The organism is Legionella sp. 16cNR16C (assembly GCF_021297775.1).
Classification (GTDB): domain Bacteria; phylum Pseudomonadota; class Gammaproteobacteria; order Legionellales; family Legionellaceae; genus Legionella_C; species Legionella_C quinlivanii_A.
Genome location: NZ_JAJTMX010000002.1, coordinates 780,061 through 795,617 on the forward strand (window position 1 = coordinate 780,061; position 15,557 = coordinate 795,617).

Below are 15,557 nucleotides of genomic sequence, written 5' to 3' on the forward strand. Positions count from 1 at the left end.
TCCTGTCTTTTTTGACAGGTATAGGGATCAAAATGCATCGGACTTGTCAGATATTTGCGGGCGCTCATTCACTGGACGATCTGAATTCATTGCTTTTTGATTATTTTAACACGCAGAATATTCACAGTTTTGCTATCACCTACTATCATCGCCATACCAAAACAGGAAGCCGTCTAATCTATGACTGGGTGAGCCCCGCTTTGAAAGTCTGGCATCAATATTATCTGGAACAAGGCTATGCGGATATTGACAGAACCCTTGAGTATTCGGAAAAATCCCTGCTGCCGGTGTTCTGGAATGTCAGTGAGCAATTAGCCAGCGCAAAAAACAAGCGTGAACAACGGATTCGTCAGGAGTCGCTTGATTATGGCCTTGATGTAGGATTAAGTATCCCGGTCTATGGCCCTCAGGGTGATTTTGTTGTTCTGGTTTTGCATCAGAAACAAAAAGAAAATGGACTTGCGAACTGGCAGGAAAAGCAATACGAATGGATGATCATTGCTGCGATTTATTTTCAGCAGCTCAGGCATTTTATGGCACATGAAGCCGTGAAAGATGTACCGCTCACCCAACGTGAAATGCAGTGTCTTGAATTAACATCACAGGGATTGAGACTGGAAGCAATTGCTAAAATCCTCGAGGTTTCAAGAAGGACAGTTAATTTTCATCTGCAGAATGCCAATAAGAAATTGGGTGTAAATAACAAATATATGGCGATAATACGCTGGCAGGAACAACAACAATAGACAAAAACCTTGCTGTATCAGGGCGACTTGGGTACAGTGCTGCCTATCCAGTGATAAGAGTCGGTGTTATGAAATCCTCGTTTGTCCATTTACGCGTTCATTCTGAATTCTCGATGATTGATGGTTTGGTCAGAATCAAGCCTTTAATTAAATCGGTGAGTGAACGGGGCATGAACGCGGTGGCTGTTACTGATCATTGCAATTTGTTTGCTGCCGTAAAATTGTTCAAAACAGCAGTGGATGCCGGTGTCAAGCCCATTCTCGGAAGCGATCTGACTTGTCATTATGCTGATAAACCGGAAGCCGCTTCCTCTCTGGTGCTACTCTGTCAGAATGACCTTGGTTATCGTAATTTAACCTGCCTCGTATCCAGAGCCTATCAATTCGGCCAGCATCAGGGGCAGCCCCGTGTCCATTATGAATGGCTGGCAGAGCACGCCGAAGGGCTCATCGCACTTTCTGGCGGTCGAACCGGCATAATAGGCAAGGCACTGATAAGCGGTGATATGGATCAGGCTTATACTCTGGCTCATCACTTCAACCAACTGTTTCCCGGGCGTTTTTATCTGGAAATTCAGCGTACGGGTAGAAAGGATGAAAGCTTTTATAATGAAGCTATCGTTGAGATGTCGCAAAGCCTCGGAATTCCTCTCGTAGCGACCAATGATGTTCGTTTCATTTCCCAGAATGACTACCATGCGCATGAGGCCCGGGTGTGTATCCATCAAGGTTACACTTTGGCCGATCCCAGACGAAGTCAGGAATACAATGATAAGCAATATCTGCGCTCTGCAGATGAAATGGTCCAATTATTTGCTGATTTGCCCCAGGCTCTGGCGAATAGTGTTGAAATAGCAAAACGCTGTACGGTTAAGCTTGAACTTGGTCAAAATTATCTGCCCAATTTTCCAATACCTGATGGTTCCAGTGAAGCGGACTATTTATCGAAATTATCGCGAGAGGGTCTGGAAGAGCGATTGCAACAGATTTTTCGCAATGAAACCCCTGAAGTGTTGCTGGCCAAGCGAGAGGTATATGATCAGCGCTTGCAGGTGGAGCTTGACGTTATTAATCGAATGGGCTTTCCTGGCTATTTTCTGATCGTTGCTGATTTTATTCAGTGGGCTAAACAAAATGGTGTACCGGTTGGCCCTGGACGGGGTTCTGGAGCCGGTTCACTGGTCGCTTACGCACTTAAAATTACTGATCTCGATCCCTTGTTGTATGAATTACTGTTTGAGCGTTTCCTAAACCCCGAGCGGGTCTCCATGCCTGACTTTGATATTGACTTTTGCATGGAGGGCAGGGACCGGGTTATCGAGTATGTCGCCGAAAAATACGGCCGACAAAGTGTCTCGCAAATTATTACCTTTGGTACGATGGCTGCCAAGGCAGTCGTGCGGGATGTCGGGCGTGTGTTAGGTCATCCCTATGGTTTTGTTGATAAAATTGCCAAATTAATTCCCTTTGAAATTGGTATAACCCTTTCCAAGGCGCTTCAGGATGAAGAAGAGTTAAAGCGTCGTTATGATGAAGAAGAAGAGGTCAAAGAGCTTATCGATCTGGCAATGAAGCTTGAGGGTATTACCCGAAATGCCGGTAAGCATGCGGGAGGCGTGGTGATAGCCCCCTCCACCTTAACTGATTTTACCGCGATTTACTGTGAAGAGGGCTCTTCTCAGATTGTAAGTCAATTTGACAAGGATGATGTGGAAGCGGCAGGGTTGGTAAAGTTTGACTTTCTTGGGCTTCGGACACTGACAATTATCGATTGGGCGCTACAGACGGTAAATCACTTAAGAGCGGTTCAAAATGAGCCACCTATCGATATAGGCTTAATTCCTACTGATGATCAGGCGTCTTTTGATTTGTTAAAAGCCTGCCAGACAACGGCTGTTTTTCAGCTTGAATCTCGTGGAATGAAGGAGCTTATACATCGCCTACAGCCGGACTGCTTTGAAGATATTATCGCTCTGGTCGCACTGTTTCGACCTGGTCCTTTGCAATCGGGTATGGTGGATGATTTTATAGACCGAAAACATGGGCGTGCAAAAGTAGAGTATCCACATCCTGATCTGGAACCCATCCTGAAGCCGACTTATGGGGTTATTCTTTATCAGGAACAGGTGATGCAGATTGCCCAGGTTCTGGCAAATTATACACTTGGCGCTGCAGACATGCTGCGGCGTGCCATGGGAAAAAAGAAACCTGAGGAAATGGCCAAACAGCGGGCAATTTTTACCGAAGGGGCGGTCGGTCGAGGAGTTGAGGAAGCGACTGCCACCTATATTTTCGACCTGATGGAAAAGTTTGCTGGCTATGGATTCAATAAGTCGCACTCGGCAGCCTACGCGCTGGTGGCGTATCAAACTGCCTGGTTGAAAGCTCATTTTCCTGCTGCATTTATGGCGGCAGTAATGTCTTCTGATATGGATAATACGGATAAGGTAGTGACGTTCATCAATGAATGTTACCAGATGAAGCTTACTATATTGCCTCCTTCGGTTAACACCTCGCAATTTAAATTTACCGTGGCCAATAACAACACCATTTTATATGGTCTGGGAGCTATTAAAGGTGTTGGTGAATCGGCTATCAGTTGTATTGTTCAGGAACGTCAACAATCTGGAGCATTTTCGGGCCTATTTGATTTTTGCCACCGGCTTGATCTGAGAAAAGTGAATCGTCGGGTCCTTGAAGCCCTGATTAAATGCGGAGCAATGGATGAATGGGGGCAGGAGCGTTCCGTACTATTCGCTTCGCTTGAAAGGGCACTAAAACTTGCGGATGCCGCACAGCAGAATCAAAATAGCGGTCAAACCGATCTTTTTTCTTTAATAGATGATTCCGCCTCGCGAGAGGATTACCAGGAAGCTCGCCCCTGGAATCAGATGCAGCGCCTGGATGGGGAAAAAGAAACCCTTGGATTATATTTCAGCGGTCACCCAGCGGCGCAATACATTGAAGAATTGCAAAGCAAAGTGACCCCGATTCTTAAATTAAACCCAGGTAATGCAAAAAAAGCCTGGATCTGTGTGCTGCTCACCGGATTACGCCGTGTGCTGACCAAACGCGGAAAAAAGCTGATTATTCTGTCGGTGGAAGATGTGTCTGGCAAGATGGATGTGGTTGTTTTTTCTGAGGTTTTTGATTCCGTTGTCGCTGATATTCAAACAGGTATGATGCTGGCAATTGAAGGAGAAATCAGCAAAGATGATTTCAGCGGCGGGATAAAAATGTCAGCCAGCCAGATTTTGACTATTGCTGAGGCGCGAAATCATTTTGCAAAATCGCTTAAAGTGAATCTGAATTATCAGCATGCGGAACATATTATGGCGCTTAAAGCGATATTAAAAAATCACAAAGGGCATTGCGTAGTTCAGGTCTTATATGAAGCGGAGAAAGCGAGCGTTTTATTAAGTCTTGGGAAAGAATGGTGTGTATCGCCGAGTGACGACTTATTGAATTCCTTACGTGAGATCCTCGGAAATGACCGCATCAGAATGTGCTATTAAGGATTTGTAAATAATCATTTTTGGCCATTTAGAACCAGACTCAGTAAATACTTTGGGCTTTATAGCATGCAATTTGCTGCTGCGTATTGAGAAACGGGCCTCGCATAGGCTAACATTGAGGTAATTTTTGTAATGGATTGTAAATATGACCATTTTATATCGAATCGCTGTTTTACTGTCGATTATTTTTTCGATGACAAGTCATGCTGCAGATTCCAGAAAGCAGGTTTTTCACCGCAGCTTCTGGAATCCAATGTATCATGGAGAGCGTCTGAATTACTGTTCTCTGGACGGTAAAAAATGCGGTTTAGAGCTGGCGAGCGTGTATTGCCGGATGATGGGGTATAAGCGTGCTGATCAGGCGATAAAAGATAACAATATCGGTTTGACCAATTATCTGGTTACTACCATGCGCTGCAAGGGATGGCAATGTAATGGTTTTAAAACCATTCGCTGCGTGGGCGATATTTCGCATACACCCGCACAGCCTTACCATTATCGATATCGACGATTCGTGGTTCCGCGATACAATAATTATCGGGTTGCCTGGTGTTATGATGGAGAAAAAGGCTGCGGACGCCGTGCTGCTTATTCGTTTTGCCGACGAATGGGCTACCTCAATGTCAAAAAATACCAGATTGAGAAATGTGTGAAGGCAACCAAGGCTATTGGTAATCAAAAGCTCTGTTTCGGGCCGACCTGCAGTGCATTTGCCGAAATCAACTGCTATCGATAACCGTCAAAAATTTCGAGGGTTTTATTTTTTTTGTCATATATTTGACAGAGGATGAACTGTTAACAATACTGAACACTAGGTGTTTTGACTTAAGGATAAGATTTATGCGTGGTAAGGAGACTGTGTTTGTAATTGATGAAAACAAGGAACGTTGTGACAAACTCAGTGTCATTCTTAATTTTATCGGCAAGCCTTGTTCAATTGTAAATTTTTCGACATTCATGCAGATAGACGATTTGCATGGCCAAATTGCTATAATAGGGCTTGAATCAGAAGCAAGTCTTGAGCTATGTCTCAGGCAGTTGGCTGCCCGGGAGCCATTGGTCCCGGTTATACTAATTGATCCACCCGTATCTCAGGTGGTATCAAAAATTCGAAATGTGATTGCCTCGCTTTATTTCCCTTTCAGCTATCATCAAATCCTGGAATCCCTGCATAAGTGCCAGATTGTTTTGGAGCGGCAATACTCAAAAAGGGAAGAATCCAACCAGCCGATGCTGTTTCGCAGCCTTGTTGGAAACAGCGAATCGATAAAGCAGGTGAGGAAACTTATTGCCCAGGTGGCCAACAGTGAAGCCAATGTCCTTATTCTTGGTGAGTCAGGCACTGGAAAGGAAGTGGTCGCAAGAAATATTCATGCTCTTTCGGAACGTGCAGGTAAACCCTTCATTCCAATTAATTGCGGTGCTATTCCTGCTGAATTGCTGGAAAGCGAATTGTTTGGACATGAAAAAGGCGCATTTACCGGGGCCATTACGTCTCGTCAGGGACGATTTGAACTGGCTAATGGGGGCACGCTGTTTCTCGATGAAATAGGCGATATGCCGCTTGCCATGCAAGTAAAGCTTTTAAGAGTGCTGCAGGAGCGCTGCTTTGAGAGAGTGGGCAGTAATAAAAGTATTGATGTGGATGTCCGAATTCTTGCAGCGACCCATCGTAATCTGGAGCAGGCAATAAAAGAGGGCAAGTTTCGCGAGGACTTATTTTACCGCTTAAATGTGTTTCCAATTGATGTTCCCCCTTTACGGGCGCGAAAAGAGGATTTGCCCTTATTAATTAATGAGCTGGTCGCCAGAATTGAGGGGGAGGGTAAATCGGGGGTGCGCTTATTACCTGCCGCTCTTGAGGTTTTGGAAGGATATCAATGGCCTGGGAATGTCAGAGAACTTGCTAATCTGATCGAGCGCTTGAGTATTTTATATCCTAACGGGATTGTGGATACTGGTGATTTACCCAGCCGATTTAAAACAGGCACACGTTCATCTGGGATAATAGGCTCGGAGAGAGAAACTTTACTGACTGTACTTGGCCAGGAGCAGCCACAAACCGCTGACGGGATTGATCTGAAAGAACATCTGGAGAAAACGGAGCTGGCTTTAATTAGCCAGGCATTGAACGAATCCGACTGGGTTGTCGCTCATGCAGCAAATTATCTGAATATGCGGCGCACCACTCTGGTGGAGAAAATGAGAAAATATGGCTTAACCAGGCCTGAAAGGCTGCAGTCTTAATTGAGAGTTGATGCCTGCCGTTTCGCAGCAGGCGTTTATTTGGTCATGGTCAATGTCGCTAAGGATGGGAGTGAGGAGGACGGATTATTCTTTATCTTCCTTTTTATTTTCAGCAGCGGAGGCTTCAGTTTTTTTGGTAACGACTGTCTCTGTTTTTGAGCTTACAATTTCTGTTTCTTCAGTTTTGTTGGCTGCTTCCGCTTCTTCCCGATGTTTTTTATATTCGTCAACGATTTCGCCTACACTATTTTTCACATCCTTAAACAACTTACTTGCAAAAGAGGTGATTTCTTGCAAGTTAGGAAGCTTGGATTTAAAATCAGACATCGTATTCTCCACTCGTCTATAAAAATTTCTGTTAATTTAATTATATCTAAATTAATAAATTTCGCGAGAATTTCCCTGTTATTATGCACATAGCCCAGCTTAGGTATGTTGCGCAAGTCTTAATCTTTGAGATCGGATTATTTTGATAGATGGTTGCCCGCCTGCGCGGGCATGACAGGATTTTGTCCTGTACAACAGTTGCCTTGGAACAAATATCATGCCCACGCAGGCGGGCAACCATTTTGCATTTGGCACTGAATATGTTGACTTGTGTTCCCTTTATGTTTCAAATACCATTGCCTCATTTCATTTTAAGCAGCGCTCATGCATCCCGCCTTAGCAAACTATTTCAAAATTTATACAAAAGAAGCCGCTCCTTTCATGCATCAACAGCTTGAGGAATGGAAAATAACAAAACCATTGGCAGGTTTACGAGTGGTGCACCATGTTCCCCTGGTTCCCAATACGCTATTAAAAATAGCCTGTCTTATTGCAGGGGGCGCAGAGGTGACGGTGACAAACCCTTCTTCATTTATGACGGCTCATCCCGAGGCGGTAGATTGTTTAAAGCAGGCGGGCATTCGGTATACTGAAAATCTGAGTCAGTTACGCTCTGAGACTTTTGATCTTTATTTTGATTGTGGCGCTGAACTGTATCAGGCTTTGGGTAAGCCGGGAATTGGCGCAATTGAGCTAACTGGCTCAGGCGATCTAATTTACCGCAATCAGGAACTGGATTTTCCAGTAATCAGTATTGATCACAGTTTAACAAAGCAACTTGAAACTGTTTTTGGCTGTGCTGATAGTTGCCATTCAGCGATATCACAATTACTTGGCATCAATACGGTAAACAAATCATGGCTAATTTTTGGCTTTGGAAAAATTGGCAGAGGAGTCGCCTATTTTTGTGCTCAGAATAAAGCTGCTGTTGTGGCGGTTGATATCTGTGAAAATCAACGCAGGTCAGCCCGACAGCTAGGAATAGAAGCAATTAACCCGCTAGATAAACAAACATTACATCAAGCGATCCAGAATGCGGAAATTATTGTTACCGCAACAGGAAGCAAAGCGATTATGAATGCTTACCCGCATGACTGGTTTAGTGGGAAGATACTGGCCAATATGGGTGTGTATGATGAGTATGGAGCAGGCTTTGGTGAAGAAGAAGTCCTTAACCAGAAAAAACCAGTTAATTTTGTTCTCAATGACCCCACTCCAATGAAGTACATTGACCCTGAGTTTTATATTCATAATATTGCCGCTTTGACGTTATTATCTGAAAACTTATCTCAGGGAGTGCACGGGCCAACAAAAGATCTGGATAACAGAATCATAGAAGACTGGTGCAAGTATCATTCATTCCATTTAGAGATTATTAACAAATGGTTTGTTAACTACATATAGGTTGGGCCCTTGGCCCAACCTAAGTGGAGGCAGTTTTTCAGCTCAAGCCCAGGGGTGAAGCATTTTGGCAGCCGGTTTAAGGATTTTACTGGCTAGCGACTGGCGGTGATGAGAAATTATTTTATACACATTAAACTGATTCAGTTTTTCAATAATTACCTCATCGCTGGTTTTCAATTCGTCTACCAACTTTAACTTGAAGGCATCGAGTGAAAGCCAGTGCTCTCCTGTGGATACTTGATCGATATCAATCTCCTCGCGATTCTGCAACACAAATTCGCGAAAGGCCTGATGTATTTTTTCAAGATCCTCCTGAAATTTTTGCCGTCCCTTTTCGGTGTTTTCCCCAAAAATAGTCAGTGTTCTTTTATATTCCCCCGCAGTAATTAATTCCACGTCCACATTGTGTTTTTGCAACCAGCGGTGAAAGTTTGGGATTTGTGAAACCACGCCAATGGATCCTACAATTGAAAAAGGGGCCGCAACTATTCTATTGGCAATGCAGGCCATTAAATATCCGCCGCTGGCGGCAACTTTATCAATGCAGACAGTCAATGGAATATTCTTATCGCGAATGCGCAGTAGTTGGGAGGCTGCAAGACCATAGCCATTCACAGCACCACCCGGACTTTCCAGCAGAAGCAACACTTCATCTTTCTTACCTGCTATGGATAAAATCGCAGTGATTGAGTCACGCAATTGCTCCACTTCAGTAGCTTTGATATCTCCATGAAACTGTAAAACGTAGAGGGAAGGCTTTTCCGATTTGCTTTCTTTTTTTGACTTTTTAACTTTCTCTGCTTTGCCAGTGACTTTTTTAAACATCAACTGCCTGATTTCTTCATATTGTTTATTAAGAGAGACAATTTCCAGTTTGGGTCTAGGTTTTTTGCTTATCGCCATGATTCCAGCTAAAGCAAGCAAAAGACTAATCACAATGGTTAAACACTTTAAAAGAAACATCCCGTAATGGGCCAGAAATTCCATACCAAATCTCAAAATTCAAATTGTCATAAGATCCTTCATAATTAAGGATAAAGCAAGAAAATTTGTAAGTTCTTCACTCTGGGTTATAATAGGCATTTCCCTCCAAGATTCAGTATGTTTAGCGTTTCTGCACTCAGCTTTGAATATGAAGATCAGTTATTATTCAAAAATGTCAGTTTTTCCCTCGCCCGAGGTCAATTATTGCATCTGAAAGGGGTTAATGGTTCCGGAAAAACCACTCTTTTGCGTCTGATAGCCGGTTTACAACAACCAGTGTCTGGTGATATTTGTTTCAATGGAAAATCAATTTATGAGGATTTACCCTCCTATTACCGGCAGATTTGCTATGTGGGTCATAAGCAGGGATTAAGCCCTTTATTGACTGTCAGGGAAAATTGCCTTTTTGATTTACAGCAGCAAAGCCAGCAGGATTTGTATGAAATTTTCTCGCGCTTAAGATTGACAGAAGTCGCTGATAAACCTGTTTATCAATTGTCAGCAGGACAGCGGCGCCGGGCCGGCTTACTTCGTATTTTAATGACAAAAGCCAACTTATGGTTACTGGATGAACCATTAACCGCTCTGGATGAGTTTTCTCTGCGCTGTCTGGCAGGCTGCTTGAATGAGCATTTGGGGCGGGGTGGTCAGGTCGTGATGACTTCTCATCAGCAATTACCTTCTCAATTACGACCTGATCTGGAGTACTGTCTTTGAGAATATTCAAAAATCAGCTAAAGCGAGAGTTGCTTATTTATTCACGCCAGCCTCGCGGGCTACTGAATACCAGTTTGTTTTTTTTCATGATCGTCATTTTCTTTCCCCTGACTATTCCGCCGGTTAAAGAAATTGTGCGTCAGGTCGCTCCAGGTTTAATCTGGACTGCCATGCTATTGTCTCTATTGCTGGCATCAGAGCGAATATTTCAGCAAGATTATGAGGATGGCATTATTGAACAATGGCTAATATCCGGTTTTTCGCTTAACCTGATTGTTGTAGCCAAGCTTTTTATCCACTGGTTATTTTCTATTATTCCCATGTTGTTATTCTGCCCCTTGCTGGCATTTCTATTTAGTTTTAGTTATCAGGAAGCCGCTTTACTGGCCGCAAGCTTAATTTTAGGAACCCCTGCTATTCTTGCTCTTTGTGTACTGGCTGCCGCCTTTAGCACTCGCTTACAACAGAAAGGGATTTTTATGGCTTTAATTCTCCTGCCTTTAGTAATTCCGGTGATGATATTTGGAAGTGGAGCTTGCCTGGCCGCCCTGGAGGGTTCATCTGCTTCTGCTTATCTGGCAATTCTTGCTGCACTGTCTCTTCTGGCAGTCAGTTTTCTGCCTTTTGCAATTTCTGCTGTGATTCGCATTAGCCTTAGCGATTAATGCATGATAGAATTTAGCTTTTTTTCTGATTCATAAATTCCCTATGTGGAAATTTTTATACCAAATGGCATCGCCGCAAAGCTTTTTTAACAAGACTCAACGCTGGCTTGGCGTTTTGGGCTGGCTTGCCTGTATCTTTTTAATCCTCGGTTTTGCCTGGGGACTTATTTTTGCTCCAGCTGATTATCAGCAGGGTGATGCGTTTCGCATTATCTATATTCATGTGCCGACCGCCTTCCTGTCATTGTCCTTATATGGCTTTATGGCGTTTATGTCTCTGTTGCTATTAGTTTGGCGAATCAAGCTTGCGGGGCTGATGTTAAACGCTGCAGCTCAAACTGGTGCGTGCATGGCATTTATTGCTTTAGCAACTGGCAGTATATGGGGAAAACCCATGTGGGGCACCTGGTGGGTATGGGATGCCCGATTGACTTCCGAGCTTATTCTGTTAGTTCTGTATATAGCCATACTGGCAACGGCCGCAACCTTCAAAAATAAAGATCAGGGTGATAGGCTGGTGGCTGTATTAACATTGGTCGGAGCAATTGATTTGCCCGTGATTCATTATTCAGTTTACTGGTGGAACACGCTGCATCAGGGAGCGACATTGTCCTTATTTGCCAAACCAAAAATTGCACTGCCAATGCTGTATCCCTTGTTATTGACCCTTGCAGGATTTTCCTTCTTTTGCGTCTGGGTTATTTTACACAAAGCGGGTAATGAGCTGTTAATACGTGAAAAGCGTCAGCATTGGGTGAGAAAACTCCTGGAAGAAAATGTATGATTAACGAATTTATTAGCTGGTTTTCTATGGGGGGGTACTCCATTTATATCTGGCCTGCCTATGGCCTGGTTTGCGTGCTGCTGGTTATGAATTTGCTGGGCATTAAATGGCAGCGAAAACAAACCCGAAGAAAATTGCAGCGCTGGTTAAAGAGAAATCAGTCATGAATCCTGCTCGTCGCAAAAAATTAACCCGGCTGGTATTTATTGCTTCTATTCTGGGAGTTGCTGCTGCTCTGGTGATGTATGCCTTAAGGCAGAATATCAGCTTGTTTTATACACCAAGCCAGATAGCATCTGGAGAGGCGCCTCATCAACAGGTGATTCGAGTGGGTGGCATGGTTGCTGCGGGAAGTGTGATCCGTTCTGAAAAGGATTTATCTGTCCAGTTTGAACTGACTGATTTCAACCAGAAAGTTACGGTCCATTATCGAGGCATCCTGCCTGATCTGTTTCGGGAAAATCAGGGGATCGTAACAAAAGGACAATTACTCGATAACGGTCAGTTTGCAGCCACTGAAGTACTGGCTAAACACGATGCTAACTACATGCCTCCTGAAGTGAAGGCAAGTTTGGCTAAAACAAAGAGAAATATAAGTTAATGATTGCTGAAATCGGTTTGTTTAGTCTCATTTTAGCGCTGCTGTTTGCAGTTCTTTTGGCCTCAGTGCCGTTTGTTGGGCTTATCAGGAACAATGCTTTTCTCATTAAGAGTGCAAATTACTATGTAGTCGCTTTGTTTGCTTTCGTTGCATTCGCCTATCTCTGTTTGACAATTTGCTTTCTCAATGACGATTTTTCGGTCTCCTACGTGCTTTCCAATTCCAGCCTTTCCTTGCCCTGGTTTTATAAACTTTGTGCTGTATGGGGCGGGCATGAAGGCTCAATGCTCTTGTGGGTGCTTATTTTAAGTTTCTGGACTGTGGCGGTTAGTCTGGCAAGTAATTCGCTGGACCCAAAATTTCGAGTGCGCGTTCTGATTATCCTTGCCCTGTTATGTATTGGTTTTTTACTCTTTCTGTTGCTTACCTCCAATCCTTTCCTGCGTCAGTTTCAGTTGCTTGATACGGAAGGCCGAGATCTGAATCCTCTATTGCAGGATCCAGGATTTCTCTTCCACCCGCCAATGTTATATATGGGTTATGTTGGGTTCTCGGTGGCTTTTGCATTTGCTATCGCCGCCTTGTGGGCAGGGGAGTTTGAGTCAATATGGGCAAAATGGACACGCCCCTGGACTCTCGCTGCATGGTGCTGCTTAACCGCAGGTATCACACTGGGAAGCTGGTGGGCCTATAGGGAATTAGGCTGGGGTGGCTGGTGGTTTTGGGATCCGGTGGAAAATGCATCGTTTATGCCATGGCTGGTCGGTACTGCACTATTGCACTCTCTGGCAGTCAGTGAGCAGCGAAAACAGTTTATTGCCTGGACCTTGCTGTTAGCGATTACCGCCTTTTCTTTGAGTCTTATCGGTACTTTTTTAGTTCGCTCCGGCGTTTTGACTTCAGTTCATGCCTTCGCTGTTGATCCGCAAAGAGGATTATTTATTCTTGGCTTTTTATTAGTGGTTATTGGCGGCTCCCTGCTTATTTTTTCTCTGCGCGCTAAATATCTCCAGAAGCAGGGAAGTCCCAGTATTTTTTCGCGAGAGAGTGCTTTATTACTTAATAATGTATTTTTAGCTGTCGCCATGCTGACAGTACTTATGGGTACTGTTTATCCCTTATTAGTTGATGGTCTCGGTTTAGGTAAGCTCTCTGTGGGTGCGCCTTACTTTAATGCCGTATTTGTTCCTCTGATGATTCCTCTGTTAATTGTTATGGGACTAGGTATTCATTTGCGCTGGCATCAGGATGCGGTGCGAAGCACATCTAAAAAACTGTTACCGGTGATTATATGCAGCCTGCTGTTTCCTTTTATCCTGCTTTTATTCCTCGCTCCAGAAATTAATGGCTATTGCTTGCTGGGATTATGCCTGGCTTTTTGGATTATTTTAAGCACCATATTCCTAATTATTTTAAGAATAAGACAGCGGGGTATTCAGGCCATCACTCAGGCGTTCTGGGGAATGATTTTCGCTCACCTGGGCGTAGCTGGTACTGTGATTGGTATTGCTGTTTCAACAGCTTACGGTATTCAGGATGATGTGCGCATGGCGCCAGGAAGCAAAGCCTCACTGGCAGGTTATGTGATTCAATTTGTACGGGAGTCGTCCTTAAGCGGGCCGAATTATCACGGAGCACAGGCAGAGTTCAGAATTAGTTCAGAAAAAGAAACAAAAACGATTTACCCGGAAAAACGTATTTACAATGTGGGAAAAATGGCAATGACAGAATCTGCCATCGACGTAAGTGTCTTTCGTGATATTTATGTGGCCCTGGGAGAGCCTCTCGATGATACGGCCTGGTCCGTTCGGCTCTATTTTAAGCCCTTTATACGCTGGATTTGGGGTGGGGGATTTCTTATATTGGCAGGGGGTATTTTAGCCTTGTCCGACAGACGATATTTTCAGGCGAGAAAAAAGCAGGCGGTTCACCTTAACCCTGAGATTTCAATATGAGAAAAGTATTTATTCGCGGCATTCCATTCTTGTTATTTGTTGTACTTGCTGCTTTTTTATGGAAAGGCCTCTCGCTTGACCCGCAAAAACTTCCCTCTGCCCGCCTCGGGCAATCATTGGGCTCCTTCAGTTTACCAGCGCTCCAGCAAGAAGCGCCGGCATTTGCGCCTGAGTTATTTAAGGGGCAGATTGTTCTGTTAAATGTCTGGGCGAGCTGGTGTGAAGCCTGCACAATGGAGCAGTTTTTTCTGATGCACCTCGCAGAACAGGGTGTGAAGATTTATGGCGTTAACTATAAAGATAATCCCGAAGATGCTCGTAAATGGCTAAAAGAATGGGGAAACCCCTACGTTGCTGTGGGAGAGGATATAAAGGGTAAGCTGGCCATGGATCTGGGTGTTTATGGTGCGCCTGAAACATTTTTGATTGACCAACAGGGCATTATTCGCTTCAGACATGTGGGCATCCTTGACGAACAAAGCTGGACAAGCGAATTTTTACCCCGCATCAGAGAGTTGGAGAAAAAAGCATGATGAAAGCCGTTCTGGCGGCCATTCTGGCTATTTTCATGGTTAATGTGGTGTATGCAAATTCCATGTATCCATTGGATACAGAAAGACAGGAAGCGCAATTTAATCATTTATTGAAGGAGTTGCGTTGTCTGGTCTGTCAAAATCAGGATCTGGCAGATTCACACGCTGATTTAGCAAAAGATTTACGCCAGCAAGTATATGTGATGGTGAAAGACGGAAAAAGCGATAGTGAAATTATTAATTTTCTGACAGATCGCTATGGTGATTTCATATTATTTAATCCGCCAGTGAAATCGATTACGATGGTCTTATGGTTTGGTCCGGCATTTTTTCTCCTGATTGGATTTTTAATATTTTGGCGTACTTGTCTGAGGCAAACTGTAAATGAGTGAATGGTGGTTAGTTTCTTATCTTGGCCTGATATTGCTTCTGGCGCTTTTAGTGATTGCCGGTTCTTTAAGACCATTCAAAAAAACGATTGGTTTAATCAGCCCCTTAATTATTATCCTGGTTAGTCTGGCCTATTGGCAATGGGGTGGGTGGTTTGAGTGGCAGGAGTTTGTCAGCAAAGAACGAAATCAGCAACAGATTAAACAGGTCTTATCAACCATTAAAAATACGGATGAATTAATAGAGAAACTAAAGGCTCGTCTGGATGATAGCCCGGCTAGTGCCCGTGGCTGGTATCTTTTGGGAAGGCTTTATGCGAGCCAGAGTCAATGGGCCGAGGCAAATAAGGCATTCCAGAAGGCCTATCAATTGCAGCCGAACGATGAAAAAACCATCGTGAATTATGCTCAAAGCCAGCTTCAATTGAATGATGGGAAATTTAACGATGCAGTCAAAACGCTTTGCCTGAAATTGTTAAAAATAAATCCAGAGCAGCCTGATGCTCTGTCTATGCTGGCTATGGATGCTTATCTGAACCAGGATTACAGCTCCGCGATTGCATACTGGCAGAGATTGCTTGCCCTTGTTCCGCCAAAATCCAGGGATGCAATCATGATCCAGAAAGCAATAAGCAAAGCGATTTCCAAAACGGGCAGCTAGCTGCAAGTTACCCGCAGCTACCCGCTGTT

The 15,557-nt window shown here is 44.0% G+C and carries 16 protein-coding genes; 14 read left to right on the forward strand and 2 right to left on the reverse strand.

Translation table 11 applies throughout. From position 1 onward, the window contains the following. Window positions 1-32 precede the first annotated feature (32 nt). The 4 genes from LXA66_RS07305 (at window position 33) to LXA66_RS07320 (ending at window position 6,508) form a co-directional block, all read left to right on the forward strand. The gene (locus LXA66_RS07305; RefSeq protein ID WP_233012605.1) at window positions 33-746 is read left to right on the forward strand and encodes a LuxR family transcriptional regulator; all 714 of its coding nucleotides are present in this window, start codon (window positions 33-35) and stop codon (window positions 744-746) included. A gap of 68 nt (window positions 747-814) precedes the next feature. Further along, on the forward strand, window positions 815-4,261 hold the full coding sequence (dnaE, locus tag LXA66_RS07310; protein WP_233012606.1) for a DNA polymerase III subunit alpha: 3,447 nt from the start codon (window positions 815-817) through the stop codon (window positions 4,259-4,261). A gap of 145 nt (window positions 4,262-4,406) precedes the next feature. After that, window positions 4,407-4,997: a hypothetical protein gene (locus tag LXA66_RS07315; protein ID WP_233012607.1), complete on the forward strand. Its 591-nt coding sequence runs from the start codon at window positions 4,407-4,409 to the stop codon at window positions 4,995-4,997. 104 nt (window positions 4,998-5,101) lie between these two features. Continuing rightward, window positions 5,102-6,508 (forward strand): sigma-54-dependent Fis family transcriptional regulator, encoded by a 1,407-nt coding sequence (locus LXA66_RS07320; RefSeq protein WP_233012608.1) that lies wholly within the window; start codon window positions 5,102-5,104, stop codon window positions 6,506-6,508. Between the two features lie 84 nt (window positions 6,509-6,592). On the opposite strand, the gene LXA66_RS07325 is transcribed toward LXA66_RS07320, so the two are convergent. Further along, window positions 6,593-6,835: a hypothetical protein gene (locus LXA66_RS07325; RefSeq protein WP_112217997.1), complete on the reverse strand. Its 243-nt coding sequence runs from the start codon at window positions 6,833-6,835 to the stop codon at window positions 6,593-6,595. A 324-nt stretch (window positions 6,836-7,159) separates the two neighbouring features. On the opposite strand from LXA66_RS07325, the gene LXA66_RS07330 reads away from it, so the two are divergent. After that, window positions 7,160-8,239, forward strand: coding sequence for an NAD-binding protein (locus LXA66_RS07330; RefSeq protein WP_233012609.1), 1,080 nt, complete (start codon window positions 7,160-7,162; stop codon window positions 8,237-8,239). Window positions 8,240-8,281: 42 nt separating this feature from the next. Here the strand turns inward: LXA66_RS07330 and sohB are convergent, their stop codons facing one another. Further along, on the reverse strand, window positions 8,282-9,226 hold the full coding sequence (sohB, locus tag LXA66_RS07335) for a protease SohB (protein WP_233012610.1): 945 nt from the start codon (window positions 9,224-9,226) through the stop codon (window positions 8,282-8,284). 114 nt (window positions 9,227-9,340) lie between these two features. Here sohB and ccmA point away from each other — a divergent pair, with 114 nt between their 5' ends. Genes ccmA through LXA66_RS07380 form a run of 9 tightly spaced genes read left to right on the forward strand, consistent with a single transcriptional unit; the run spans window position 9,341 to window position 15,528 of the window. Further along, window positions 9,341-9,940, forward strand: coding sequence for a cytochrome c biogenesis heme-transporting ATPase CcmA (ccmA, locus tag LXA66_RS07340; RefSeq protein ID WP_233012611.1), 600 nt, complete (start codon window positions 9,341-9,343; stop codon window positions 9,938-9,940). Then, on the forward strand, window positions 9,937-10,605 hold the full coding sequence (gene ccmB / locus LXA66_RS07345) for a heme exporter protein CcmB (RefSeq protein WP_233012612.1): 669 nt from the start codon (window positions 9,937-9,939) through the stop codon (window positions 10,603-10,605). Before ccmA ends, ccmB begins: the two co-directional genes overlap by 4 nt. Before the next feature lie 25 nt (window positions 10,606-10,630). Continuing rightward, entirely contained in the window at window positions 10,631-11,389 is a 759-nt protein-coding gene (gene ccmC / locus LXA66_RS07350) for a heme ABC transporter permease CcmC (RefSeq protein WP_255665342.1), read from the forward strand. Further along, on the forward strand, window positions 11,386-11,556 hold the full coding sequence (ccmD, locus tag LXA66_RS07355; protein ID WP_255665307.1) for a heme exporter protein CcmD: 171 nt from the start codon (window positions 11,386-11,388) through the stop codon (window positions 11,554-11,556). Before ccmC ends, ccmD begins: the two co-directional genes overlap by 4 nt. Further along, window positions 11,553-11,990 (forward strand): cytochrome c maturation protein CcmE, encoded by a 438-nt coding sequence (gene ccmE / locus LXA66_RS07360; protein WP_233012614.1) that lies wholly within the window; start codon window positions 11,553-11,555, stop codon window positions 11,988-11,990. Before ccmD ends, ccmE begins: the two co-directional genes overlap by 4 nt. After that, a complete protein-coding gene (locus LXA66_RS07365) occupies window positions 11,990-13,945 on the forward strand; it encodes a heme lyase CcmF/NrfE family subunit (protein ID WP_233012615.1) in 1,956 nt (651 codons plus the stop codon). Before ccmE ends, LXA66_RS07365 begins: the two co-directional genes overlap by 1 nt. After that, window positions 13,942-14,478, forward strand: coding sequence for a DsbE family thiol:disulfide interchange protein (locus LXA66_RS07370; RefSeq protein ID WP_112217989.1), 537 nt, complete (start codon window positions 13,942-13,944; stop codon window positions 14,476-14,478). Before LXA66_RS07365 ends, LXA66_RS07370 begins: the two co-directional genes overlap by 4 nt. After that, complete coding sequence (locus LXA66_RS07375; protein ID WP_370637209.1) at window positions 14,475-14,870, forward strand: cytochrome c-type biogenesis protein CcmH; 396 nt, start codon at window positions 14,475-14,477, stop codon at window positions 14,868-14,870. Before LXA66_RS07370 ends, LXA66_RS07375 begins: the two co-directional genes overlap by 4 nt. After that, window positions 14,863-15,528: a tetratricopeptide repeat protein gene (locus LXA66_RS07380; RefSeq protein ID WP_233012616.1), complete on the forward strand. Its 666-nt coding sequence runs from the start codon at window positions 14,863-14,865 to the stop codon at window positions 15,526-15,528. Before LXA66_RS07375 ends, LXA66_RS07380 begins: the two co-directional genes overlap by 8 nt. Window positions 15,529-15,557 lie beyond the last annotated feature (29 nt).